General features: G+C 34.5%; 34 protein-coding genes. 1 reads left to right on the plus strand and 33 read right to left on the minus strand.

Features of this window, described 5'->3' with window-relative positions:
- The first annotated feature begins 68 nt into the window (after positions 1-68).
- Entirely contained in the window at positions 69-1,931 is a 1,863-nt protein-coding gene (locus tag P3875_RS04080; RefSeq protein WP_303444995.1) for an ABC-F family ATP-binding cassette domain-containing protein, read from the plus strand.
- Between the two features lie 13 nt (positions 1,932-1,944).
- On the opposite strand, the gene P3875_RS04085 is transcribed toward P3875_RS04080, so the two are convergent.
- From P3875_RS04085 to P3875_RS04245, 33 genes are all read right to left on the minus strand, one after another.
- A complete protein-coding gene (locus P3875_RS04085; protein ID WP_303444996.1) occupies positions 1,945-2,580 on the minus strand; it encodes an NUDIX hydrolase in 636 nt (211 codons plus the stop codon).
- A 227-nt stretch (positions 2,581-2,807) separates the two neighbouring features.
- Positions 2,808-3,344, minus strand: coding sequence for a hypothetical protein (locus tag P3875_RS04090; protein ID WP_303444997.1), 537 nt, complete (start codon positions 3,342-3,344; stop codon positions 2,808-2,810).
- A gap of 1 nt (position 3,345) precedes the next feature.
- Positions 3,346-3,921 carry an N-acetylmuramidase domain-containing protein gene (locus P3875_RS04095; protein WP_303444998.1) on the minus strand — a complete coding sequence of 192 codons (576 nt, stop codon included), beginning with the start codon at positions 3,919-3,921 and terminating at the stop codon, positions 3,346-3,348.
- Positions 3,918-4,367 carry a hypothetical protein gene (locus tag P3875_RS04100; RefSeq protein WP_303444999.1) on the minus strand — a complete coding sequence of 150 codons (450 nt, stop codon included), beginning with the start codon at positions 4,365-4,367 and terminating at the stop codon, positions 3,918-3,920. The genes P3875_RS04095 and P3875_RS04100 overlap by 4 nt, the downstream gene beginning before the upstream one ends.
- A gap of 42 nt (positions 4,368-4,409) precedes the next feature.
- Positions 4,410-6,023 (minus strand): hypothetical protein, encoded by a 1,614-nt coding sequence (locus tag P3875_RS04105; RefSeq protein WP_303445000.1) that lies wholly within the window; start codon positions 6,021-6,023, stop codon positions 4,410-4,412.
- A 1-nt stretch (position 6,024) separates the two neighbouring features.
- Entirely contained in the window at positions 6,025-6,513 is a 489-nt protein-coding gene (locus P3875_RS04110) for a hypothetical protein (RefSeq protein ID WP_303445001.1), read from the minus strand.
- Positions 6,514-6,625: 112 nt separating this feature from the next.
- On the minus strand, positions 6,626-9,007 hold the full coding sequence (locus P3875_RS04115; protein ID WP_303445002.1) for a hypothetical protein: 2,382 nt from the start codon (positions 9,005-9,007) through the stop codon (positions 6,626-6,628).
- 1 nt (position 9,008) lies between these two features.
- Positions 9,009-11,588 carry a phage tail tape measure protein gene (locus tag P3875_RS04120; protein WP_303445003.1) on the minus strand — a complete coding sequence of 860 codons (2,580 nt, stop codon included), beginning with the start codon at positions 11,586-11,588 and terminating at the stop codon, positions 9,009-9,011.
- A 12-nt stretch (positions 11,589-11,600) separates the two neighbouring features.
- A complete protein-coding gene (locus P3875_RS04125; protein WP_303445004.1) occupies positions 11,601-11,915 on the minus strand; it encodes a hypothetical protein in 315 nt (104 codons plus the stop codon).
- A 50-nt stretch (positions 11,916-11,965) separates the two neighbouring features.
- On the minus strand, positions 11,966-12,343 hold the full coding sequence (locus P3875_RS04130; protein ID WP_303445005.1) for a hypothetical protein: 378 nt from the start codon (positions 12,341-12,343) through the stop codon (positions 11,966-11,968).
- Entirely contained in the window at positions 12,343-12,762 is a 420-nt protein-coding gene (locus tag P3875_RS04135; protein WP_303445006.1) for a phage tail tube protein, read from the minus strand. The genes P3875_RS04130 and P3875_RS04135 overlap by 1 nt, the downstream gene beginning before the upstream one ends.
- Positions 12,762-13,109, minus strand: a complete 348-nt coding sequence (locus P3875_RS04140; protein ID WP_303445007.1) for a hypothetical protein — start codon at positions 13,107-13,109, stop codon at positions 12,762-12,764. Before P3875_RS04140 ends, P3875_RS04135 begins: the two co-directional genes overlap by 1 nt.
- Complete coding sequence (locus tag P3875_RS04145) at positions 13,106-13,618, minus strand: hypothetical protein (protein WP_303445008.1); 513 nt, start codon at positions 13,616-13,618, stop codon at positions 13,106-13,108. Before P3875_RS04145 ends, P3875_RS04140 begins: the two co-directional genes overlap by 4 nt.
- Positions 13,611-13,916: a phage head completion protein gene (locus tag P3875_RS04150; RefSeq protein ID WP_303445009.1), complete on the minus strand. Its 306-nt coding sequence runs from the start codon at positions 13,914-13,916 to the stop codon at positions 13,611-13,613. Before P3875_RS04150 ends, P3875_RS04145 begins: the two co-directional genes overlap by 8 nt.
- Positions 13,917-13,936: 20 nt before the next feature.
- Positions 13,937-14,479, minus strand: a complete 543-nt coding sequence (locus P3875_RS04155; protein ID WP_303445010.1) for a head-tail connector protein — start codon at positions 14,477-14,479, stop codon at positions 13,937-13,939.
- A gap of 75 nt (positions 14,480-14,554) precedes the next feature.
- Positions 14,555-14,734 (minus strand): hypothetical protein, encoded by a 180-nt coding sequence (locus P3875_RS04160; protein ID WP_303445011.1) that lies wholly within the window; start codon positions 14,732-14,734, stop codon positions 14,555-14,557.
- Between the two features lie 4 nt (positions 14,735-14,738).
- The gene (locus P3875_RS04165) at positions 14,739-16,028 is read right to left on the minus strand and encodes a phage major capsid protein (protein ID WP_303445012.1); all 1,290 of its coding nucleotides are present in this window, start codon (positions 16,026-16,028) and stop codon (positions 14,739-14,741) included.
- The gene (locus P3875_RS04170; RefSeq protein WP_303445013.1) at positions 16,028-16,630 is read right to left on the minus strand and encodes an HK97 family phage prohead protease; all 603 of its coding nucleotides are present in this window, start codon (positions 16,628-16,630) and stop codon (positions 16,028-16,030) included. The genes P3875_RS04165 and P3875_RS04170 overlap by 1 nt, the downstream gene beginning before the upstream one ends.
- Positions 16,617-17,813, minus strand: coding sequence for a phage portal protein (locus P3875_RS04175; RefSeq protein ID WP_303445014.1), 1,197 nt, complete (start codon positions 17,811-17,813; stop codon positions 16,617-16,619). Before P3875_RS04175 ends, P3875_RS04170 begins: the two co-directional genes overlap by 14 nt.
- A gap of 281 nt (positions 17,814-18,094) precedes the next feature.
- Positions 18,095-18,298, minus strand: a complete 204-nt coding sequence (locus P3875_RS04180; RefSeq protein ID WP_303445015.1) for a hypothetical protein — start codon at positions 18,296-18,298, stop codon at positions 18,095-18,097.
- Positions 18,295-18,543, minus strand: a complete 249-nt coding sequence (locus P3875_RS04185; protein WP_303445016.1) for a hypothetical protein — start codon at positions 18,541-18,543, stop codon at positions 18,295-18,297. Before P3875_RS04185 ends, P3875_RS04180 begins: the two co-directional genes overlap by 4 nt.
- 103 nt (positions 18,544-18,646) lie before the next feature.
- Positions 18,647-19,177, minus strand: a complete 531-nt coding sequence (locus P3875_RS04190) for a 3'-5' exonuclease (RefSeq protein ID WP_303445017.1) — start codon at positions 19,175-19,177, stop codon at positions 18,647-18,649.
- Between the two features lie 3 nt (positions 19,178-19,180).
- Positions 19,181-19,333, minus strand: coding sequence for a hypothetical protein (locus P3875_RS04195; RefSeq protein WP_303445018.1), 153 nt, complete (start codon positions 19,331-19,333; stop codon positions 19,181-19,183).
- Positions 19,334-19,336: 3 nt separating this feature from the next.
- Positions 19,337-19,588 carry a hypothetical protein gene (locus tag P3875_RS04200; protein ID WP_303445019.1) on the minus strand — a complete coding sequence of 84 codons (252 nt, stop codon included), beginning with the start codon at positions 19,586-19,588 and terminating at the stop codon, positions 19,337-19,339.
- Between the two features lie 386 nt (positions 19,589-19,974).
- Positions 19,975-20,475 (minus strand): hypothetical protein, encoded by a 501-nt coding sequence (locus P3875_RS04205; protein ID WP_303445020.1) that lies wholly within the window; start codon positions 20,473-20,475, stop codon positions 19,975-19,977.
- Positions 20,476-20,625: 150 nt separating this feature from the next.
- The gene (locus P3875_RS04210) at positions 20,626-21,075 is read right to left on the minus strand and encodes a DNA N-6-adenine-methyltransferase (protein ID WP_303445021.1); all 450 of its coding nucleotides are present in this window, start codon (positions 21,073-21,075) and stop codon (positions 20,626-20,628) included.
- 270 nt (positions 21,076-21,345) lie between these two features.
- Entirely contained in the window at positions 21,346-21,669 is a 324-nt protein-coding gene (locus tag P3875_RS04215; protein WP_303445022.1) for a hypothetical protein, read from the minus strand.
- Positions 21,670-21,836: 167 nt separating this feature from the next.
- Positions 21,837-22,175, minus strand: coding sequence for a hypothetical protein (locus P3875_RS04220; RefSeq protein ID WP_303445023.1), 339 nt, complete (start codon positions 22,173-22,175; stop codon positions 21,837-21,839).
- 87 nt (positions 22,176-22,262) lie between these two features.
- Positions 22,263-22,496, minus strand: coding sequence for a hypothetical protein (locus tag P3875_RS04225; RefSeq protein ID WP_303445024.1), 234 nt, complete (start codon positions 22,494-22,496; stop codon positions 22,263-22,265).
- A gap of 62 nt (positions 22,497-22,558) precedes the next feature.
- Positions 22,559-24,271 (minus strand): terminase large subunit, encoded by a 1,713-nt coding sequence (locus P3875_RS04230; RefSeq protein WP_303445025.1) that lies wholly within the window; start codon positions 24,269-24,271, stop codon positions 22,559-22,561.
- A gap of 3 nt (positions 24,272-24,274) precedes the next feature.
- Positions 24,275-24,724 carry a P27 family phage terminase small subunit gene (locus tag P3875_RS04235; RefSeq protein WP_303445026.1) on the minus strand — a complete coding sequence of 150 codons (450 nt, stop codon included), beginning with the start codon at positions 24,722-24,724 and terminating at the stop codon, positions 24,275-24,277.
- Between the two features lie 9 nt (positions 24,725-24,733).
- Entirely contained in the window at positions 24,734-25,033 is a 300-nt protein-coding gene (locus tag P3875_RS04240) for a hypothetical protein (RefSeq protein WP_303445027.1), read from the minus strand.
- The gene (locus P3875_RS04245; protein WP_303445028.1) at positions 25,030-25,572 is read right to left on the minus strand and encodes a hypothetical protein; all 543 of its coding nucleotides are present in this window, start codon (positions 25,570-25,572) and stop codon (positions 25,030-25,032) included. The genes P3875_RS04240 and P3875_RS04245 overlap by 4 nt, the downstream gene beginning before the upstream one ends.
- Between the last annotated feature and the right edge of the window lie 216 nt (positions 25,573-25,788).

Consider the following 25,788-nt stretch of genomic DNA (forward strand, 5'->3'; position numbering starts at 1 on the left):
GCATCAATTAACGTTTATTGAAAAAGTTTATAGTTAAAACCGTATTTTTGCACATCAATATGAAAATCATGAATTATCTTTCAGTAGAAAATATATCAAAATCTTTCGGGGCACGCACATTGTTCGAAGGTGTTTCGTTTGGAATTAATAAAGATCAAAAAATAGCCTTTGTTGCTAAAAACGGAACGGGAAAATCAACAATTTTGAGTATCATTAATGGATTAGATTTTCCTGATACCGGACAGGTGGTTATTCGTAAAGGTATCCGAATGGAATTTTTATCTCAAGATCCCGATTTACAAGATGAATTAACTATTGAAGAAAGCATTTTTGCATCGGATAACGATGTTTTAAAAATTATTGAACGCTACGAAAAAGCATTAGAAAATATTGATGATCAGGAAGAATATCAAAAAGCGTTTGAACAAATGGAAATTCACAACGCTTGGGATTTTGAAACCCAATACAAACAAATTCTTTTTAAATTAAAGTTAGAAGATTTAAAGCTTAAGGTTAAAAATCTATCAGGTGGGCAGCGCAAACGCTTGGCTTTGGCTATTGTTTTAATTAATAAACCCGATTTGTTGATTTTAGACGAACCTACTAACCACCTTGATTTAGAAATGATTGAATGGTTAGAAGATTATTTTGCTAAAGAAAATATTACTTTGTTCATGGTTACTCACGACCGTTTTTTTCTGGAACGTGTTTGTAATGAGATTATTGAATTAGACAACGGAAAAATTTATCAATACAAAGGCAATTATTCGTATTATTTACAAAAGAAAGAAGAACGAATTGCATCTGAAAACGCATCTATAGATAAAGCTAAAAACCTTTTTGTGAAAGAATTAGATTGGATGCGTCGTCAGCCAAAAGCGCGAACAACCAAGTCGAAATCTCGTCAAGATGATTTTTATGTAATTAAAGAAAAAGCCCATTCACGTCGTAAAGAACACCAGTTAGAACTAGAGATTAACATGGAGCGCATGGGGTCAAAAGTTATTGAAATGCATAATGTATCGTTATCTTTTAACGATAAAATTATTTTAAAAAACTTTGATTATTTATTTAATCGCGGCGAACGTATAGGTATAATTGGTAAAAACGGAACAGGAAAATCAACCTTTTTAAACATACTTACACAAACTTTACAACCAAATTCGGGCAAAGTTGTTATTGGCGAAACTATTAAAGTTGGGTATTATACGCAAAGTGGTATTAATCCTAAACCTGAGCAAAAAGTTATTGATATTATTAAAGAATTTGGCGAATACATTCCGCTAACAAAAGGGAGAAGTATATCGGCAGGACAATTGCTTGAACGTTTTTTATTCGATAGAAAAAAACAACACGATTTTGTTGAAAAATTAAGCGGTGGTGAATTAAAGCGCTTGTATTTGTGTACTGTTTTAATACAAAATCCTAATTTTTTAATATTAGATGAGCCTACCAATGATTTAGATATTGTAACCTTAAATGTATTAGAAAACTTTTTGTTAGATTATCCAGGTTGCTTATTGGTAGTGTCGCACGATCGTTATTTTATGGATAAAATTGTTGATCACTTATTTGTTTTTAGAGGCGAAGGTGAAATTGAAGATTTTCCAGGAAATTATTCAGATTTTAGAGTTTATGAGGATTCTATAGAACCAATAAAAGACGATTCTCCTAAAGAAAAGACTAATTGGAAAGATAATCAACCTAAAAAATCGGGACTAAGTTTTAATGAACAAAAAGAGTTTTCTAAAATTGAACGTGAAATAAAAGATTTAGAATATCAAAAAAAGCAGTTAGAAGAAAGTTTTTCTAACGGCAGCATTCCAGAAAGCGATTTAATTACAAAAGGTACCGAATTACAAAAAATAATTGAAAATTTAGACGCAAAAGAAGAACGTTGGTTTGAACTTTCGTCTAAAATGGAAGAATAAAAAAAGGAGTTTATTAATAAACTCCTTTTTCTGTTTTTACCGTTGTGTTTAACTGTTTACAATTTTCGTTAAACAACAATTTAATATTCATATATGAATTTTGTAATAATGTAGAAACATCATTTTTATTTACCCAAACAACCTTTTCAATACCCTCTTCGGCTTGTGCAAATAAATCGCCAGTAAAATTAGTTTGCATAGCATACCAATTTGTTATTTTTAAGCGATATTCACCATTGCGTTTAAAAATATGGTAGGTTTTTTGAAGTTTATTGGTGATTTTTAAGTTTTTACAGCCTGTTTCTTCTTCAACTTCACGCATGGCTGTTTCTTCCATTGTTTCGTTTTTTTCAGTTCCACCTTTAGGTAAATCCCATTTTCCGTTTCTAAAAATAAATAAAATTTCACCATTTTCATTTTCAACCAAACCACCACCTGCTTTGTTTATAGTAATTTTATCTTTAAAAATTTTTAATAATTGGTTTTTGTTAGGGTGGTATAAAAAAGCATTGTTTACACTTCCATCAAAATATTGGGCAATTAATTTTTGCAAATCAATGGTGTTAAGCAAAAAATATTTGAAATCAGCTTCTTTTTGTAACTCACTAGTTAAAAAAAGTGGTTTATCATTAATAAAAACTTTATACATTTGTAACATGATTTTTAATCATTATATTAAAAAGATTTAAAAACTTGTAAATCAAGATATTGGGTTTAGTTGTTGGTTTTTGTATTGGACTTTTATCGGACTTTTTATTTGTTTTAAATCTTTTTTTACAAATAAAAGGTATTTTTTCTAATCATGTAAAAAAGGACATAAAAAAAAAGCGACACATTTCTGCATCGCTCAATAGATAAGTTTCTCCTTTCTTTTAATTAAACAAATTTAAATCGTTTTAAAATTAAATAACCTAAACCGCTAACTGTACAACAGCCGACTATCCACAACCAAATAGGTTCTTTAGGTTTACTGGTGTTTTTGTTTTGTAAATTGGTTTTTAATTGACGGTTATTTGATACAGCAACATTTTTTTGTTGGTTTTTGTTGATTTCTGTTGCTTTTTCTTTTTTGATAGCTATTTGATTGCTTTGGTTTACTTCATTGCTCTTTGATGTTTTTTTGTTGATGCGCGGTTTTGTAATTTCTGTTACTGTTCCGTTTTTTTCGGTTATTGTAATTTTATCGCTTTCAAAACTACTCCAGGCTTCAATGAATGATTTATCGGTAACTGTTTCGGTTTTGGAAACATCTTGTGTTTCTTCAACTGTTTGGTTTTCCCGAACGGTTGAATTATCAACTATTGAAACGTTTTCGGTTGCTGTTGCTTTAAAAGTGGTTGTGCTTTTTTTGGTTTTGCAGGCCCCTATTGTGGCTATTAACAATAGGGTGAGTAATAGCTGTATTTTTTTCATACTACATTTTTTTAAATTCCCATTTTTTGGCCGACTTTTCTAAAGATATGTTGTAAGGCTCGCGCTTCCATTTTTTGGCCATTTCTTTGTATTTGGCTCCGTTGTAAATATAGGCTATCATGTGAAAGTTTTTTGTACGTACCGATTGTAGCAGGTTTTTATCGGTTAAAATAAATCTAAATAAAGCCATTACTTGTTGGTGTTCGCCTTTTTTAAAATCGTTCCACATATCGCCAACTGTTTTGTAACCTAATCGTTTATAATGAAAGCCCATAATTTGTGGCAAACCTATACTTGTGGCTTTCATGGCACTTTCGGCATCAATTGCAAATGCAGAATTAAAGGCAATCCATTCTTTACTTTGCACATCGACCTTATTCACACTCCACGCGCCCGATGGTGCATAAGGTTCTAATTTGCGATACCAACTTGGTTCAAACTGAATTAATAGTTTACCTGTGTTTTTATCGAATCCGTAACCAGGTGTTTCAACCTCGATTATGGCCATCATTACTTCAAAAGGAACACGATTTACCTTTGAATGTTCTTTTATTGTGTTAATTAGCTGCTGATTCATCGTTTTCTTTTTTTCTCGATTAATTGTTCTAAAATCTCTTTGTTGTTCTTAATTAAATGCACCAGTTCAATAGCAGATTCATCTACTTTTTTACGCATTTTATCTTCCACTTTTTCACGAACGGAAATAAATTCGGTATAAATTAAGGCAATACCGCCCGCAACGGTTAAGAATGGAAACAAAACCCGCCCAAAGTATTCTAACAACAGTATTACCAGTACATCGGCAAATACCATGAACATTAAAAAAACACCGTACCAGGTTGCTTTTTCGCTTGTTTTACGCAAGCCCCAGCTGTGGGTTTTGTAAATACCTAGTTCTTTACTCTTTTTTTTGCCGTAGTACAAATCTAAACCTACGGCTAGTAGCACTAGAATTATTACCATAATCATAATTAAAAGTACATACCATACTTCGGACAAATCGCCATGTAACGCTTTTTTCATGTTTGTTTAAAAATTAAAATATTAAAGAATTGGTTAAAAAAATTAAATTCCTGTAATAACCCAAGCACCTTCGTTACTGTCCCAAGTAAATTCAATACCTGTGTTTTCGCCAAGTTGCAAGGGCATACTAATTGGATCATATAAATCATTGATTGCATTTAATGTGTAAGAAACCGTTCCCGATGTAGGACCAGTACCCCTTAATACCAATCGGGCGCCGTGCACATCGTGATCGTCTATTGTTACGGCCACACTATTCCCTTTAGGGTTGATTAAATTAAAAAAGGTTCCTTTTGGATCTACCGACCCACCACCAGATACATCTACATTTTTAAAAGGGATATCTAAACCACCAAAAAGGTTTTGTAATTGATTAAAAGCATCTTTACCCGCTTGTATGTTTGATTTTTCTGAAGATGTTAAATCAAAAGTACCTATTGCGTTATTACTTTGGTCTAACGAAAAGGTAACTGCTCCGGTAATTGAACCAACACCTTGCAACACAACAGTACCATTACCTGGTGTGGGGATATTAGCAATTTGCTGGTCAACATAAACTATGGAAGCATAATTTTGGCTGTTGATGTACTCAATTGTAGCTAAAAACTTTTGTCCGTTTGTTGGATGAAAGAAATAAGGCAGACCACTAAAGCTACCATTTGCAAAGCCTATGCCTGTGGCGTTATCCAAATTAGATACTTTTGCGTTCCAATCAGCAGACGTACCGTGAGAGCCTGTTGATATTTGCCCCTTACTATAAATCCCATTTGTAGGGATTAAAATTTCATCAGATTGATAATCAGAAGATAGTAATCCTTTTGCCCCTAAATTTAACGTTGTGTATCTTCCATTATTAGTAACTTGCTGTAAATTCCATGATGTATTTATACCTAAAAATGAAATTAAAGCTGTCGCATCGAATTTATATAAAGCTCCATTAGTTGCTCTACCAAGTACTTCTGTTAAATTGCTTGATAAAGTAGGCATAACACCATTAGCATTCACAACTGGCATATCAGCTATATTCATTACTTTTTCTGCAATAATATTCCAAGTTGATAGTGCTACAACATTAGAACCATTTATATTTGCTTTGGATTGAAATCCGATAAAGTCACTTAAAGCTGTCGCATCGAATTTATATAAAAAACCGTTAGTCGCTCTGCCGAATACACTATCTAAATTACTGCTTAAAGTAGATATTGAATTAATGTTTGACAATGGTGTATCGGCTATATTATTTACCTTTTCGGAAATTATGTTCCAAGTTGATAGTGCTACAACATTAGAACCATCTATATTTGCTTTGTTATCCGGGTTAAAATTGCCTTGGTTCCAAAGGGTGTACTCGTTATTACCTACTTTTAGTTTTAGCCCATTGGCAGTTTCAACAATAAAGCGGTGTGTGTTAATTTCAATATTTCCGTATTCAAGTGCTTTGGTTGCAAGCACTTCGAATACTTTTTTATACACTGGTAAATTGTCGCTTAAAATTTTATCAATAAACCAAAGTCCGCCCACGGTGTTGGAACCGTCGGGCAGGGCGAACTCGGGTAAAATGGGGTTTTCGGGATCGGTGTTGTTAACTTGGGGGCCTGTTATACTACCAACAATAGGAAAACCCATTTGTTCTTTAAAAAATGAGAAATCGGCCATGTTAATACTTGTATATAAGGGTTATTAATTTACCAACTACTAAATTGTACACATCGGCTTTTTCAAAACTTAACACATCGCCTACAATTGTATATTTTGTTGGATTTACAAATCCGCCCTGTATAAACAATAAATTGTAAGTAGATGGTATTGGTGTGTTTGGCAATTGTACTGTAAAAGTTGTTGTGTGATCTACATCGTTTTGTGTGATTTCGTGTGTAAAAGTTGCTTCGGTTAGGTTGTAAATTAATTCTACAAATTCTAAACGTTCGTTTAAATCTTCAACCGATTCAACTGATGCGGCTCCAAGATTAGCGCGCCCCTGGGCTTGTTGTTCGGGTAAAAAACTTTGTGCAGTTACTTTTACAATATCATTGCTAACGGTTTGGTTTTCAACATCGTTAATTTTATTTTCTAAATACACAAAATTATCATCGAGCTCGGTCCAGGTTAGCTCGGTTTGCTTTATATTTCTTAAGACTAAAGGCATAATTACAGTTTTAAATTATTTAACATATCCACTTAAAACATAACCAGGTGTAACGTAAAAACTATTTACATTGTTTATGGTGTAACTTGGTATTTTTAACCAAATTTGGTATTTAGGTTGTTGCATAATCTGAATTTGTTTGGTTAATATCTTCAACTAAAGTTGCTTTTGTTTTTCCGTTTGAAAAATCGATTGATAGGGAAGTAGGAATGAATTTTTTGGGTCCTAAAAAATTAAACTCAACAATATTGTTTGGGTATATAATATCTAACGCAGTACCTTCTATAGTCACGGCTTGCACAGCGGTGCATTCGTGTATCATTTTAGCGTATGTTGTTAAATAACGCTCGGGTGTTGTATTGCCCCAACGTTTCCAAGACAAGTATTGTTCTGCAGGAACGGTTGTACTTATTCCATTTAAAGATCCAGCGCTTTTTAAAATAGTTTGCCCAACGGTAATTTTTGAAATTCCGTTTAAAAAAGTTCGCATGTGCGGAAATTCGTCAATACGTGCTTTTGAAATTCTAATTTTATTGGCTGTAAATTCAATACCACTTTCAATATTTAATAAACCAAAAATAAAATGCGCGTAAAACCAATTTTGACCGTTGTATAATTTTAACGAGCTGTAACGGCTGGTTACATAATCGCCATAAATACCTGGAATTTCAAAATAATAATACAAGACATCTTGTGTTGGTGTGCTATTGAATAAGGTAATTTCGTTAAATGTTGCAGGGTAGCTTTCGCGATCGTTAATTTTAAATAGATTTAAGTATAAATCGTTTTTTCCATCGGCAAAACTTAATTCGGTTTGGTGTTTTGTTGTGTATCGAATTTCGCGGTTTAACACAAACTTTTCATCTTCCCAACCTTTAACTTTAATTTCTAATTTTGTAATTGTAATTTCTGAAACGTGATGATCAAAAGGCCAATATCGAGAATCTCCATTTCTAGGTAAATAAATACGCACGTTTAGTTTTCCTAAATCTGAAACTTTTAAATTATTTTTTGAAACTTCCGCCACAAGGCATCGTGTTGTTATAAATCTTGGTAACACATATTTAGGTCCAAAAAGAGGGTTATAAGGTGCTGTATACCACATGTATGATGGACCTAGTTCTTCTGCTTTTAAGTGCATTCTAACATCTTCAGAACTATAAACTAAGCTTTCTGACCTTGTTGAGAAAATAGTTGAATTTCCTATCATAACATCAACACGAACCGCTTGTCTGTAAAAATCTTGATCGAAAATATCGTTGTTTATTTTTGTGTTAAAAATTTTAAATTCAAAATCAATATCTAAATTCAAATATTTACCTTCAACTTGCGGCGATAAATACACTGTATTTTCAGATTTTAATTCGATATAATCGTTTTCAAAATCATGTGGCGGACCGTAAATTTTACTAACAGTTAGAAAAAAAGGTGGTTTTTTCTGGTAAACCGGTAATTCGTTAGGGTCGTGAACATTTGATTCGTTATTAATTTTTAACACAGACATATCATTTTCTTGATACAACCAAATTTTACATGCTCCACTTTTTTTCCAAAGATTAAAAGGTGAAATGCTTGATACAGAATCATTTGTTGTGCACGTAACATATTCTTCATTTGTAAGCGAATCGTTGTGTACATATTTTGTAAAATCTGCTACGTTTTCATTTTGCTGATACGACACATTTAATTGAACACTTTTGTTTGGCGGTGTAATACTTATGTTTACACCTGTATTAAACAATGGTTTTTTTAACGGTTTTAAAACCTGTTCTTTGCGTAAAAAATTCCCAAAACAGCTGTAAACACTGTATTCGTCTAAACTATTTGCTTTGCGGTTAAAACCAGTAATAAACCATTTACCATTGTTTTGATATAAGGTTGCACCAATTGCGGTTAAAATTTGGTCTAAAACTTCGAAACAATTTGTAAAATCAAAACTGTTTTTATCTTCGTTGAATTTTGTAAAACATTCATCAAATAATTGAATTTTATCCCAACTATGAAAAGCGTTTTCAACTGCAGGCGCAAAGTAAATTTCTTGATGCAAACCTGTTTCCCACAAGCATTTTACAATGTAATCGATAACCGTGTTTGTTTTGTAAAATAAAAAAGGTTTTGTTTTTAACACATCTAATCCATCGGTTGCTGTAAATCCTACAAAAAAACATCCGTTTTCGTAAGGTTCGCTGTAAATGTCGGGTAGTAAAAAACCTCGCCAAATAAGCCCTGCATCTTTATCAATTGCATTACTTAAATAAGTTACATTTCTAATTTCAATTAAAAACCTGCGCTCTTCACCTGTTAGCAAATCTAAAAACTTACCATCTTCTGCAGTTTCATTTAAAATATTAAACGAAAACTTTGAACTCATTATACTTGCAAACCGAGCTTCACCACCGGAGTACGTTAATATTGGCGCTCCGGTTTCGGTGAATTTCTCAACAGCTGTATAATTTGTGTGTGTATCAATAATATTAATTACAATTTGTTCCATTTTATCCTGTTCTATATTTTCTGCGTTCTACACGATCTAATACCAATTTTAGGTTTTCGCCCGAAAGGTCAAAACCGCCTTGCAGTACTACATTAACCGGTTGATCGTTGGTTGCTGCTGGTTGAATTAATTTTTTTAATTTGTTTAATGGCGCAATAACCTCGGGGTTGTTTGCTGCACCCACGTATTCGCCCATCATACCAAATGTTGGCCCTGAAACGATACCACCATCGGCAAACTTAGGAATGGCAGCAAAAGCAGATGAAACCGATGCAACCGCCCCACCAATTAAGGCAGGTAATAAAAATGTACCAAAAGGTATTTTTGAAGCATCGCCCGTAGCTGCTAAAATTGCATTTGATGTAGATTGCGCTAGAGCAGTACCAATAGCTTTGATTGTGTTTTGAAACAAGGCTTTACCAAAAACATCTAATATGTTTTTTGATTCACCTAACTTATCGCCAATAGCATCGGCCATTGAACCAAAAGCCGAACTGATTGCTTGTTGCGAAGCTTCGGCCATTGTTTTCATGTTATTAATTTCGGTAGTGATTTGTTGGATACCTTCAATTCCTTCGGTTTGGATTTTTAAGGTAGTTTCTAAAACATTAATTTCGGCAGAAATACGTTTGTATTCGTCAATTGTAATACCAGCTTCTTCGCGTGCTTGTTGTAATTTATCAATTTGTAATTTGTACCAATCAACGGTATCGGTAGCAGGTTCTGCAGTAGTTGTTTCGGTAGTTTGTTTTGAAAGATCTAAACTGTTTTGCAAAACTTCACGCTGTTTAATTAGCGCATTGTAAGCATCGGTACCAACAACTAAATTTTGAACTAATTTGTTTATACCTTCAATTTCTTGATTATACCAAGATTCAGAACCAACAACAACTTCTTGCTGTACGTTTCCACTAATTTCATCGCGTATTTTTTTGTATTCGTCGATTTTAGCTTGAAACGTTTTAAACATTTCGTTATTAGTAGCGTTGTTTTTTTGGGCTTTTTCTAATTCAGAAATCATTTCATCGTAATACCCAATTGAACCATTTACAGGTTCAATTTCAACTTTTACCTTAACTTTTTTATCGGTGTTGTTTGCTGTAACAACCCCCTCATCAACAGCTGTAACAATATCGGTTTTAATTTGTTTTTTAGTGGGCTGCGTATCAACTTTAATCTTCGCACGTTTGCCGCCAATTGTGTTTTCTATCGCTTTGTTAACATCGGCCGCACCTTGTGCACCAAACGTTGCAAAATCTTTAGATAAATCTTTAAACAAACTTTTTACACCCGAAGCAGAATCTTTAAATTGTTGGCCAATAATTTTAGGAATGGATTTAAAATCGCCCGTTAAAACAGCTTTTAACAAATTACCTAGGTTTCCAAATGCGTTTTTTAAATCGTTCCAAAACGCTTTTACAATAGATTTAGCAACGTTAAAAACTAAAGCAATTGTGTTTCCTAAATTTTTAAAAACTAAAATGATGTATTGAACGGCGCCCCTAAATAGCATTGATTCATTGTACAAATCAATCCAATAGTTTGCTGTGTCGGCTAATGTTTTTTTAACCTCTCCCCAATTGTACATAATTAAAGCAATTAAGGCACCAATACCTGCGATTATTAAACCTATTGGCCCTGTCATTGCTGCAAAAGCCGGCCCCATTGCTGTGATACCTGCAATGATACTAGGTAAAACCGCTGCAAAGGTTCCAAAAATGGCTATTAAAGGACCGAGTGCTGCCGCAATACCCCCAACAATTACAATTATTTTTTTTGTTTCGGGCGATAAATCCCGAAAACGCTCCATCATACCACGTAAACCGTTAATAATAGGTGTGATAATTGGTAATAGCTGTTGGCCTAGTTCGGTTGCTAAATTTGATAGTTCGGTTTTTAAACTTCGCATAGAACCGCTTGCGCCGTTTGCTTCACGAGCTGCTTGCCCTTGTGCTGCTGCCGATTGTTCGTAAACCAGGGCTAATGTAGCCGCTTGTTTAGCTGCTAAACTCATTTCTTGCCCCTGTGTAATTAAACCTATCTCTAAAGCTTTGGCTTTAACCATAGCATCGTTGGCTGCCATACCATAATTATCTAGCATGGTATTGTTGCCCTTAAGCGCACCCGTAAGCGCACGCACGGCATCGGCAGTTGTACCGCCATACATTGCGGTTAAATCACCTGCTAATTGTATTAATTTAGCACTTTGTTGACTAGCTTGTTGATCGGTTAAGTTACCAATGTTTTTAAGCATTGAACCCATCATGTTAGAATACTCTAAGGCTTCTTTTTGTGCAATTCCGTAGTAAGAAGGTAAGGACTGTGCCCACTCTTGTGTTGCTTTTGATGCGGATTTAAAAACCTGGTTGGTTGCACCTAAAGCATCTTCAAAATCGGCTGCCATGCTGTAAGCTTTCGCACCTGCCGCAACTAAAGGCAAAGTAATTGCAGCCGACATAGCTGTGCCTATTGATTGCATTTTACTGCCAATTTTCTCCATTTCGCGACCTACATTTTGCATTTCGGTAGAGAATTCTTTTAAATTGGCTTTAAATCTGATATTAATCTGTGCTAATCCCATCGTAATTTTTGTTTAGGCTTTCGATTCCATACGTTTACGATCTATTGCTTCCCAGTAATCTATTTGTTGTTGAATGATTTCATCGGCTTTTTCTGCTGATAAAATTTCTTCGATTTCATTGCTTTCTGTTTCCCAAGGAAAACTAAACAAATCTATTTCGGTTGCATTTTTATTTTTTAAATGCGGCTTTAACATTGCAAACATAAGTTTGCGCGTTCGCAACCAATTATCTTTGAATTCCATTTCAACACGTTGATTAAAACCTTCGTGTATATTAAAAAAAACTCGAGGCGTTAAGCTGTAGAAATAATCATAGGTTAACCCCATTACTCCTAATGCTAACACCTCGAGCTCATCAAAAGTTGTTAAAACCGGTTTTACTTTTTTGCTTTTCGAGCCGATGGATCAACCGGTTTTTTTGCTTGTGGCATTGCTCCAGCAATTGCTCCAATGATTTCGGTCATCATTTCGGTGTTTTGAAATAAATCGTCGGCAATTTCATCGTTAGTAGCAGTAATTTCGTTACCTGCATGTTCTGCAGCAATTTTAACTACATCAATTAGATCTTCAAAAACACTTATTGGTAAAGAATAATCTAATACATTACCCTCTTCATCAAAAGTGAATGATTCTGTAAAATTTAAACGCTGAATTACTTTTTCAACGTGTTGAATTTTCCAAAATTTTGCTAATTTTAGTATTAATGAAAACCGAAATTTAAGTTCAAATTCTTGATCTTTAATCTGTATTTTCATTACTCAGCTATTAAAGGGGTTAAATCACCATTACCTTTGAAAGAGAAATCACCTGATACACTGTTACCTGTTTCGGCATTGATGCTTGACGATTCAATGAACACTTTCCCTTTTAATAAAAAATCACCCGCCTCACCTGTTGTAAATTCAATATCAATTTCTGCTCCGCTTAACTGCAAAGCCAACAAGTCCATAAAATCTGATTGTGTTGATCCTGCTGGTTTATCTGCAACCAAAGCCGATGTTGACATTGACCACTCGTAATTACCAGGAACACTTAATGTTCCGTTGGTATCTTTTGTTGCAATACTTTCTAAAGTTGTAGAAATTGAAATTGAACATGTTGTTGCATGAAATAGCGTTTTTCCGTTCAAAGAAAATCGCACATTTTTACCTTTATAAATTTGACCTGCTGCCATTACATAATAATTTTAAAATTAATTTCACTAAATATTTTTTGTGTTACATCGCTATAATCAACATTGGTATTAATAAATTCCCAACTGTTTAGTTCTGCTAATGTTTTTAAAACGTCGGCCATTGTATAAGCTTCGATTATTTTGTTTTGATCGAACCAAACAGCTACATTAACCGTGTAGGCACAAGCATCTTTACTTTCGTAAGGTACTTCGCCAAAACCATAAACCGCAAACGGAAACACTACCGTTTCATTAGCTATTAATGGATAAATACGGGTTTGCACCACATTGGTAAGCGGTAAATAAGCGCTTAAAATGCTGTGTAAATGTTTTGAAACTTCAATCATTGTAATTTATTTAAGCGCCTTTGCACGAATTTTACAAATTTAGCTTCGGCATCGGCTGTTACTTTACCTTCGGTTTGCTGATACGCACGCGTTAAAAAAGGATTGCTTTTTGTGCGTCTAACAGCTGAGCTGTTATTTACCCCTTTTTTGTGCTTGCGCTTAAAACCTTTGTTATATACGTTTACACCTTCGTGCACAAAATGACCGTACCAACCTTTAAAACTACCTTTTACCCGCGGACCAACTAAAATGGTTGGGTTTTCTTTATTTTTACCGGTTATTGTACCTAACGATTTTTTTAGATTACCTGGTGTAATTTTTTGATTGTGGGCTAGATGTGTTTTTTTTGAAACTGGTGCCATGCGTTTGGCTGTTTCTAAAGTTGGTTTTGCAATTTGCCGTAAAATAAGAAGCACTTCGCGGCGTTTGCTTTTATCGTTTGCAATTAAACGCAATTTGTTTTTTAATTGCTCATAACCTTGAACATTTACTTGTAATGCACTACTCATTTACAAATGTTTGAAGTTCTAAAAATTCGCGACGACCAATTTGTTTCACATGGCTAACAAAATAGATTCGGCCTTGATAATCTAATTTTAATTGATTAGATTTTTGATTTATTTCACCGCGCCAACGAATAATAAAATTGCGCTGAATGCGGTGTAAAATTTTACCCTCTGTTTCTTCGCCGCCTGCAATTTCAACTACTTTTGCCCAAGGAATACAAAGCACCGTATTAACTTCTTTTTCTTCACCGATTTCATTTTTAATTTTTTCGGTTTCGAAAACTTGAATCCTTGTATCCATTTGCCCGATAAAGGGTTTGTTTAGGTTTGCCATTTTCTGAAACTTTGAATTATACTTTTCACTTTTGTAACATTCACAACTTGCCCGTTTTCTCTACGTTCGTAAGCATCGGCAACTAACAAACAAATAGCTTGTTTAATTACTTTAGGAAGAGTTTCGTTTGTGTACCCTTGTTTTATGAAAATTTGAACCTTAACCGCTTCGGGGGTTTCTTTGAACGAAATTTTATAATGTTCAACCCCTTGCTTTACCACGCTGTAAGAAGTTGATGGAAAAGTTAATATTTCGGCTTCGGCGGTTTGTTGATATTCTATTTTTTCAACTTCATCATTCAAAGCTTTACGTTCAAAAATAAAATCTTGGAATTTGTTTGTAGTAAAAATAGTTGTTTGTTGTGCTAAAGGTCGTTCTGTAAAATTAACCACCTGTTCAATTGCAGAATCGATATACATTTGAATGAGTTCGTCGTCATCGGTGTAATTTTCTTCTACTTTCAAGTGTTTTTTTACGAAATTTAACGGAACTAATTGTTCTGTAAAATCAATATTAATTTCTTCTGACATACACTTGTTTTTTAAAATCCTTTGCTGCAATCGCAGCAAAGGATTGTTACTAATAATTTAAAAATTATGAAAAAATTACTTTACGAATTCCGCGTATTTTCTTTCAACAATTTCATCGGCTTGGTTGGTAGGTAAATCTACTTCTTGCCCTACGTTGTAAGGCAATTTAAAAGTGCCGCACGGTGATAAAGTGAAACGAATTTTTTTTGTTTCAACTTTAGTTTCTTCAACTTCTTTTTTTTCTTCTTTTGCCATGATATTAAGTTGTTAAGAATTTATTAACTGCAAACGCTGTAGGGTTTGCGATAGCTACATCGGCCCACATGTTTGAAATAATTTTTACAGATGCTTTTTCAGGATCATCAACCGCAACAAAGTTTACACCACCCCATTGGCCGATATACATTTCGTTGAAATTACCGTAGATTAAGGTTTCGTTACCAGCTAATGTTTCGATAATATTTGAAATAATGGTTTTTGCGCCGTCAATTGTTAAATTTTCCATTAAGAAGCGACCAGAACCAGCGTCTTTAGCAATAGTTCTTAAAGCTGCTGCTAATTTTGCGTTTAAAGCAAATGTTCCTACACCTGCATCGGCTGCTTCGATTAAGCCCCATAATTCTACAATATCCTTCCATTCTGGTGCTGCACCAACTGTTGCTGCTGCTGTTAGAATACCTGGTGTGTTTAATAAACCAAGCGGTTGCTTAACTCCGTCGCCATTAATAGCTGCTTTTTCTAAAGCTAATTTTGCAGCATTACGCAATTTGTTGTAGATCATAGCATCGACTGGGGCAGAAGATTGCATTAATAATTGATTTGAAATTGCAACACCTGCACCAGCGCGTTTTGGTTTTAAGATTGGCCCGTCGATTTCAGAAGCTGCTAAAGTGATTTGTTCTGTTTCGTTTAACCAATTGTAAGCAAAATCGCCTGCCTTTGGCAAAGCAACATTACCCGATAAACCACTTAAGAAGGTTGCCCCAGCTTCTTCTAAAATTAATCTAGGAATAAAACTTTCAATTGGGCGAACATTTGTTTGTACTAATTGCGAACCAAAATCGCCGTTATCTTCGGTAACGGTTTGTGTAGTTGCGCGCACCATACTTGCTGGAATTGAAAAAGAGCGATCGGTTGTGTTGAATTGTAAATTTAACCCTCTAGCTTCTTTTAAAGCTTCCTGGTTTAATTCGGCTTCGATACCTGTTTGCGCTTCACCGGCAGATGCCGCACGTATTGCTTTAGAAATTGAAAAACGTTCTTGAATTTTTTTAATTTCTTTTTCTTCACTGTTGCCCATTGGGGCACCATGAAAACCTCGCCCAACAGAAGATCCGTCTAAAGCTGCAATACGAGCTTCGCGTTCTTCGTTTTTCTCTGCTGTTTTGATTTGCTTATCCAAGTCGGCAATTTCTTCATCGCCGCTGTCTAGTTCAGTCTGTTCATCGGCTGTGAAATCGCGGTTTTCAGTTTTAGCTTTATCAACAATTGTTTGTTGTTTTCTTAATACAGCTGTTCTTTGCTGTTTTAATAAATCTGATTTTTTCATTACGAACTATACTTAAGTTGGTTAATTTTTATTTGCCTTTCAATTACAGAAAAGCTTGTTTTTTTCTCTAAATTTTCAGGTTTTTTTAAAGAAGTTCTGATTTCTTCTAAACTATCAACGCTGCGTTTTAAAGCATCGGGATTGCTACCTACTGGCACTACGGACCACTCTAATAGTTCGTGGCGAATAAAGTAGATAACATCGGGGTTTTCGCCTTTATCAAAATCGCCCCATCGCCATTCTAAAGGATTTGCGCCTACGGAAGCCATTGTAAGCGTACCGTTTTGAATTTTGCGCCAAACTTTATCGGCAACTGGATTGTTGTTTTCTAAAGTAAGTAAGGCAACTAATTGATTGCCTTCGATACGCACTTCGGAAGTTCCTATAATCATATCGGGATCATCGGACCACGATTTGTGATTGTAAAAAACAATTGGTGCGCGATTGTATCGGGTTAAATCCCAACCGTCAATTTTAAAAACAGTGTTATAGGTGTCTACGGCTTCGGTGCTGATTACAAATTCAGCTTGCCGGTTTTCTTTCATTTCGTCGGTAATAGCACGTATTACCGCTTCACGTAAAATCATTTTACCCATCTGCATTGTTTTTTTCGTTGTTGTTTTCTAACAAGTTTGACATGATTTGCATATTAACCGGCGTAAGAATTTCGTCTAATCCATCGATAGGATTTAGATCTTCTAGTTCACGAACTTCGTTCCTGGTCATTAAACCCGCGTACACCATTTTTGTGTAAAATTCGGCTTGCGTTTTGGCATCGCCTCTTAAAAATACTTTTTCGTTGAATTTTACGTATTCTTTGTAGGTGGTGTTTTTTTGAAACAATTTTCGGTTTAATTCGTTTTCAATATTAGCGGTCCATCCAACTAAACAATCAACTACATATTGAATGTTTTGCTGTTCTAATGTGTTAAAGTTTGCGTTTGTTAACGATTTTAGTTTATGCACTGGCATGTTAAGCCAACGCGCAACATCTTCGATAGCAAAACGGCCTGTTTCTAAAAATTGAGCTTCGGCAGGTGTGATGCTGATTGATTTGTATTTCATACCTAAATCAAGGGCGGCTACTTTAATAGGTCCTTTTTCGCTCATTCGATTTTTAAAGCCTTCAACCAGTTTTTGCTTGTTTTCATTTGCAATATCTGTTTCTGATTCTAACACTCCATAACCTAAACCGCGGTTTGAATAGATGTCTGCACTGTACATTTGGGTGTCTAATTGTACGCCCAGGTTTGCAGCTGCAAACGCTATTACTGAAATTCCCCTAATTCCGTTTAACGTGAAACCTTTAAAATGCAAAATGTCGTTGCTGCTAATTTCATCACTTTCGTAAGTGTAAATTAGCGTTGTTTTCGATTTTTTAATTTCGATTTTCTCGTTATCCAAAATGTCAAAGAACTCAACTTCTCCGGTGATTTTATTTCGTGAAATTTTAATAAATGCTTCGCCTTTTAAAAGCATAAGCACAACTATTACGCGCCAAAAATCAAAAGCTGTCATGAAATCGTTTGGTGCGGTAGCAATTAAGTAGTTCACCTGGTGCGTGCTTTGTTTTTCGCGCACGCGGTTGGTTTTTATATAAACTGCTTTTGGCATTTTTGCGATATCTTTTGATAGCTGATCAACACCGTTAAAGAACGCAGATAAGGTTAATGAGTTTTGTTGGTTTGCGATGCTTTTGCTGTTACCGCCAAACCCAAAAAAAGAGGTGTATTGGCTGGTATCGCTTTGAGCACCGAAATTGAAAATTTTTCCTAATATGCTCATTTCCTTGTCTTTTAATAATGTAAAAGTAGTTTACTGGAATTATAAAAAAGCAACATTTGTGGTTTTGTGGAGTTTGCGCAAAAAAAAAAGCTACTTAAAAATAAGTAGCTTTTTAAAACTTAATTAAAAACATTTTTTTTTGCACAATTTTTACTTTTAAAAAGTAAGCCCGCTGCTTTGCAACGGACTTACAGCAAAGTTTTTCAACCCTATGAAATCGAAAATATCATATTGCAATATTAAAGTGTTTTTATTATTTAAAAGTAACATTTGTGGTTTTTTTAAATTTTTAGATTGTTATACAAAAGTAAAATACGGGTGTATATAAACATTTCAATTAACATTAAACAATACACTACCATTTGGCGTGCGTAAAATTGTTGAATAAATTGCCATTCTAGCAATAAACTTGTGAACAATAATGTAAAGCAACATACGATAATGATTGCTATATTGAAGATAAAGATTTTAATTTCGTTTTTCATTTTCTTACTGTTTTGCGTAAATAATACATTTGAAAAGATTTGTAATTTGTGAAAAGTTGTTCGCCAAATAAATTAGCGTATTCTATATTTAAGCTATCAAAAGCTTCTTTTCGCGTTTTATATTTATTACAATTTTTAAAAAAATCGTTATAAAATTTGTCACGGGTTGATAGCTGTTGCATGCGCTTTAATTTGTTAGCTAGCTTTTCGTTTTCTGTTTTAAGGGATATTTCTAACTGTGTCATTCTTAATTTTTTGGCTGTTAATATTTCGTGTTTTTAATTATTTTCGATTTCAAAAGTCACGAATTTAATTGTCGTTTTTAAACTTCGCCTTAAAGAATGTTTGTTAAACAGGTGATAAAATTTGTTTTTTAGCTTCAACACACAATGCGATTTGATATTCGCAATCGACTAAGGCGTTGTGTTGTTTTGTTGGTTTAGGAACTTGTTGTTTTGCATTAGCTGCTAAAGATAGTAAGGTGCGCACGCAGCGTTCGTTGTAATATTTCCAAGGTACATTGTAACCGCATTTTTTTAATGCGTTTCCTAGAATTACTAAATCAAAAGAAGGACTGTTTGCCCAAACTATTGCGTTGTTGTTTTGAAACCAATATATAAATTGTTGCATTACACTTTTTATTGGTTCTTCGTTTACAAAAAGTTCTTGAAACTGTTCGCTTTTTTGATTGGTCCACCATAGTAATGTTTCTTTGTTTATTACAAAACCTTTGGTGAGCGATGAAAGTAGTTCTATTTTTTTATAAAAAATACGGCCTGTTTTTCCGGTAATTTCGCAAAATTCTACTGCTGCTAAACTTAGAATTAACGAATTGGGTTCGGTGCCCAGGGTTTCTAAATCGATCATTATATTTTTCATTGGCTAAATAATGTTTCGGTGAATATTATTTTCTTGTTGTTGTATACTTATTGGTTGGTAGTTTTGGTTGTTGTTTATTAATTTTAAAACTACTATTAACAAAGCGGCAAGTATTATTAATAACAGTGCAGCTTTAAGAATTTGTTTTTTTTGCATGGTTTAACTTTTTGTGTGTTGGTGTAGTTTTTTTTGTTCTTTATAATTTTTATTTAGTTGTGCAGCTATTTGTTTAAATTCTTGAAAAGTGTAAGGTAGATTTAAATTGTTTTTGTTTTTGTTGTACACTTTTTCTGTTTTGCCTTTGGTGCGCATAATAAAGCACATATCAATTATTGGGTTGGGTTGGGTTTTGAATTTTCCAAAAAAAACATAATCGACTACAATGTCGGGTTCTTCATTCTTTATTGGCATGATTATGCGTTTACCCTGGTGTGATATTTTAATGTATCGGAAACCTTTTTTATCAGTTTGAATACTGTAATCCCGATTGTTGTACTTGACAGTTGTTGCTTGACACTGTGCAGTAATATAGTTTGTTGGTTGCATTTTTTGTTGATTTTACTAGGGTTGAAAATAACTTCGTGTATTTAGGTGATGTGGCGAAATCCGCTTACGCTCCTTTCGCCACATCGGGGCGGCGCCTACACCGCACGATGCGCTTGTCGCTTCGCGAACTTCGCACATCATGCGATTTTGCTAAATCCTTTCTCCGAGCAAGCTCGGAAAAAGAACTTCGCAAAGCCGCCGCCCCGATGTGGTAAATTTTAAAAACCTTTTCCCACCGCACCCGAAAACAACTATTGTGCATCTAAATTGTAATTGTTTTTAATTGTGCCTTTTGGAACTTCGATAATGTATGTTTTATCAAAGGCATCCAAATCAATAGCAAAATTGTTTATAAACGCATCAGATGGATAATTTTCGGTAACATTCACTTTTGGTTTGCTATCTGAATATTTTATCTGAACCAAATTGTAGTCAAGTTGCATCATTCTATAAAGTCCGTTTTCTTCATAATAAAAAACATACTTCATTTTTCCTTCAATTTGTCCGCAACCCAAAAAGAAATTGCCACTAACACTATTATTGTCTTGTAGCGTTTCAATGTTCAATGAATAGTGTTTGTCATATGTATCCATAGGAAGCATTATAGCTACAATTAAACCTATTCCTGCACCGACTACAATTCCAACAAATGATGAAAATATGTAGTCAGTAAAATCATTCATCCATCCGTTGTAAGTTTGGAAGATGGCTATTCCAATTCCGATAATCATTGCAATTAAAATCAATATCATATTTTTTGTTTTTAAATTAATGCCCACCCTAAAAGGTTTTTAAAACTATCCCATAACACGGGTTTGGCAAAATGCCGCAGGACAGTTAGTGCTAAAATTCAAGTTTCGAGTAGCGGCACTTCGCCAAGCCCGATACCGTTAAGCACAAGTTTAAGAACGACCGTCAAAAACGACAATCATACTATCTTTTGTACCACTTTGCTCTTTCCCTTTTGCGTTTAATGGTATGTAGAAGTTTCCGTTTTCATCTAACTTACCAAACTTAATTCTACCTTTCAAAAATTCAATTTCAGTTGCGTTTGGTTTAATCCATTCGTGAAATAATTTTGTAGAAGTCGATACTGGAATAAGGAAAACACAAACTTTACCTTTTTTCATTTCTTCAACTCCTTTTTTTACAAATTCCTCTTTTAGTTTTTGGCTATAAGGTGGGTTTATAAAATTTGAGTTTCCCCATTCAATTTTTAATCCATCGTTTATGATTTCGCCTTCATTATAAGGGCAAGGATCAAAATCAAAATTAAAACGCTTATTCAATTCCTCGTATAAATTTGGAGGTGTAGCGTAATTATCATCGTTGTTTATGTGTATTTTTTTCATACTAAATTTTAAATTAAAAACCTGTGCTTAACAAGTGTTTTGCTCAATTGTGCCGAAAGTAGTTTGCGTATAGGCACAACTGAAGCAAAGCACTCGAACGATGTGGCGAAATCCGCTTACGCTCCTTTCGCCACATCGGGGCGGCGCCTACACCGCACGATGCGCTTGTCGCTTCGCGAACTTCGCACATCATGCGATTTTGCTAAATCCTTTCTCCGAGCAAGCTCGGAAAAAGAACTTCGCAAAGCCGCCGCCCCGTTATATGCCATTTTAAACCAATCGTAGTTCACGAAACCAATTTAAAATGCGACTTTTATCACCATTGCCATAATTCCAGTTTCCAGTAATTAAAAAATTGAAAGGAAGCCAAATCAACATTAAAAGCATTAGGACTAAAGCAAAAGGTAAAGTCAATCTAATTAAAGGTCTTACATTTGTTTTTTCTTCTGTATAAAAGTCTAAACCAAGATTTTTAAATCTTTCGTAAAGTTCATCGCTTGTTATTTTTTGTAATTCGGGGAATGTTTCCCTAAATTTTGGTAAGTAATTTATGTCATTATGCGACCAAACTCTTTTTAATTTTCTGAATATCATAATTTTAAATTTTTGTAGTTAAAAAAACGGCATATAACATCGGTTTTATGATAGCGGGGTTGAAGTTTATCCTTAGAACTTGTAATGTTTATTTACAAGTTGTTTCCATTTTGGAAATATCTGCAAAGTAGCCCCGCCATCATAAAGCCGTTTCATTAGCGGTCAGCTTAAAAAAGCATCACGGTAACAGAACCTTCTCTATAATCTCGACTTTTAATAACACCATCAACTGACTTTACATCTTCTTCAGACATATTTTTCCATTTTTCAGGCAAATCATATTCTGAAAAACTTTGACCTTTGCGAAGTGCAACTGGAGCATCGCCGCAAAGCGAACCATAAACATATCCTTTTGACCTTGCCCAATTTTGAGCAGCGTAAAGGCTTTCGAATGTTCCTTCTACTTTAAATGTTTCTTGTTCTTTAACCTCCCGACCCAAGTAGAAGAAAACCGAACCGCTAACAGCAGTTTGGCAAGATGCGGGGTTATGTTTTTCTATTGACATATTGTGCTAAATTTTAAGTTAAGTAATTCTAATAGGCTGTGGTGCTAAAAATCCCGCACCTCGCCAAGCCGCCGCCCCGTATGCAATTTAAAAAGCATCTCCAATGTCTTTCCAAACACTCCAATCAGTTATGATGTTTTTTGATGTACTTGTGTTGCCCATAAGCAAGTGACTTAATGCTAAAAATGGTTTTGTAATCCAAAAAAGCAATAGACCAGTAAAGTAAAATGGTGCAAAAACTGCATACAACACAGTATATAAAATATACCTTGCTGTTTTACTATGGTCGTGTATTTTCTGTAAAGTTTGTTTAATCTTCATAATTTATATTTTGTTTTTTAAAATCGTTACATTTCATATACTCGGCTCGTAGTCGCAAAACGTTAAACATAAATTTCTTCTTGAGGTGTTGCGTACTTATCGGTTGGTTCGTCGGGTGAAAGTGAACCGCCTAATGCCATGATTGCTGCAACGATGCCATCGATACGGCGGCCGCCTGTATTGCTTTTGCCTTTATGCACTTTAATGTTATCGTTTGGATCGCGAACTATTACACAACCAGCAAGCATCCATTTTAGTACAGGGTTACCGTCGTGTTTTATTTTACCTTCATACACTAATTTTTCGAATTGTTTTGTTGGAAAACTGATGTTACCAATATCTTGACCGAAGTATGTGATGTTTAAACCTTTTTTTGTTAGATTTTGGGCCATACTTTCGCAGTTCCATTTATCGGCTTCGATACGTGTAATGTTTAGTTGATTGTAATTTTGTGTAATTACATTTTCAACGATTTCATAATCGATAGTTGTACCTGGTATTGCTGTTATGTATCCCTGTTTTACCCATAAATCATAAGGTACGCGATCTTCTTTGCTTTTGTGTTTTATCATTTCTTCGGGACAAAAGAAAAAGGTTTTGATGTAGCGGTTTTGATCTTCGTCGGGTTCTGATATTGCTAAAAAAACGGTGATGTCGATTGTTGTTGATAAATCTAAGCCTGCGTATGATCCGTATTCTTGGAATTTGTGCATTGGGATTTCATTAACTTTGTTGCGCATCCAAATTTCTTCGGGAATCCAAACTTGTGGTGCATCTACCCACATGTTTAGGTGTTTGGTTTTAAAATTGGGAATTTTACTAGGTTGATTCATTGCTTTGATGAATTCAACACGTATGGATTCAATTTTTAAACCGGATCCTAACAATGGGTTTGCTTTGTACCAGTTTTCTTCGTTTTCATAATCATCGCCTTCGTCTAAATCGTGGATCATAATCCAAAGGTATTCGTCGGTTTTTGTTCCTTCTAAAACTTCGGTAACTGCATCTTCATAATTTTTACAAACCCCTGATAAATTTACGCCTGCTGTTGTGATGTGGTAGGTGATGGGTTGTGTACGATTGACTGATGATGATTCTAGGTTTTCTTTAACGCCATCGGTTGCGTGTGCGTGGTATTCGTCGATAATTGAAAGGTGTGAGTTGATACCGTCTTGCGTTTTACTATCGCCCCCTAGAGCGCGCATTGTGCTGCCTGTGCGTTTGAATTGAATTTCGGTTTGTAAGCAGCGAAACCCCATTTGTTTTAATTTTTTATTAGCTACTGGACTTTCGATGAACTGCCTTGCTTGTTGCCAGCATAGTTTTGCTTGTGCTTCTTTTGTTGCACCTACGTAGATTTGGGCTTCCATTTCAAAATCGATACTCATACAGTATAGTGCAAGCCCTGCCATTTCTGCGGTTTTTCCGTTTTTTTTGGCGCGTTTGTCGTAAACGGTTCGTATGCGGCGGTTTCCTGTTTGGGTGTGTATCCACCCAAAAAGGTTGTACATGGTAAAGGCTTGGAATGGTTGCAGTATAAATGGCTGACCTGCCATTGCGCCTGTGGTGTGGTTTATAAATGTTGCAAAAAAGTGGAGAATTAGCATTCCTTTTTTGTGATCGAGGTGAAAACCACTTTCGGGTGCATCGGCTATCCATTTGTAAAAGCGTTCTACTGCTAATTTTATTTTTTGCCCTGTTTTTATTTGCCCGTTTTTTACTTTTTCCGCATACTGAAACGCTGGACTGTTAAGCATTTCGGTTGTTGGTTTCATAAATTAAGCGTGTTCTTTAAAAAATTCTGTAAAAATGTCGAGTTGCCCCACGTTTTCAACTCCTTTTAATTCGCGTTCGCTTCGTGGATCTAATCCAAATTGCTTGAAGCATTTTAAAAGTGTTGAGGCTGCATCGTTTCGCAAAACTACTTCGGTTGAAATATTGGTTGCTTTGGTACGATATGTTTGGATGTATCCTGTTCCAAATTCTTCGCGATTTTTTGCGTGGATTTGTTTTGTAGCAAATTCAAATTGTGCCATTGCTTCGGCAAATATTTCTAAAGCGTTTAGGTATACTTTTTTTAGCCGGTTTAATTCAACTAATTTTTCGCCCATTGTTTTGTAATGTTTTTTTGCTGGGTTTGAAAGAAAGGTTGGTGGTTCGGGTACTGTTGTTAGATGTTCGATTTTTTCGGGCTGGAAACTTATTTCTTTTCGATGAACTGTTTCCATGGTGATTTTTTATTTTAATGAGAAATGAATTTCTTCGATGGCTTTTATATCGGGTTTTTCTTGCCAACCGATGATTTCGTTTTTTGTGTCTTTGATTGGTATTCCGCAGGCTAATTTTTTTAGTGCGTCTTTTACTTCATCGCGTTCCATTTGTTTGCATTCTTCAAAAGTTTCTTTAAATTTTGGGTTTTTCTTTAAAAGCTCGTTGAACTTTTTTAGTGTGAAATCTTTTTGTTCGGTTTGAAAACTTTTGATTGCATTTGATAAATGGTAGTTTTGATCGATGTAATGTTTGAAAAAGTTTATCATAGTAGTGTTTTTTGTATTTCGTTTATTCCTTCTCCAATTTCTTCTAAACAGGTTTTGTAAAAATTAAAATCTTCAATACATGTTGATATGGTCATGTTCTCGTATCGTGGGTTGTTTGTGAAATTGAACGATCCAACGAAATTAATTACTTGGCTGTTTTCTAATTCGAATAATTGAAACTTTGAATGGTTTTCGGTGAAAATAAATTCGCAGTTTTCTTTTACTAGGTCCAGGGCTCCGGATTTATGCAGCCATTTGTACGAATGGATAATATCTAACATGATTTTAAATTGCACTCCTTGATCACATAATTCTTTAATCCTGGTAAATGCTATATCTGTGATTGCCCAGGTACTGATGTATATTTTTTTTACTGGATAATTTTCTACTACAGCTTTTAAAATGTTTGGACTATCGATTTTGTTTGAAACAATTTTTATTTCGTAACCTGGTTCAAGTTGCTTTAAAATTTCTGTAATTTCTTCAAAGTCATAAATCGCTTTACGCTGATATTTAACTACTTTTTTTTGAAGCTTCATAATTACTTTGTTTTGCGGGTTCATTTTTTTTACCCTTGTTTTTACTTGATTCTTTTTTTTAAGAACTTTTTCTTTAGCTTTTCGAATTAGATCTTCGTTTTTAATATTATCTAAAATCATACTTCATAGATTTATAATTTATACCCCCCCTCTAAAAATATCACTGAGTAAAAATCTGACTAAACAGCGATGTACAGCGGGTTAAGGGTTTTAAAA

The sequence above is a fragment of the Myroides sp. JBRI-B21084 genome (genome assembly GCF_030545015.1).
Classification (GTDB): domain Bacteria; phylum Bacteroidota; class Bacteroidia; order Flavobacteriales; family Flavobacteriaceae; genus Flavobacterium.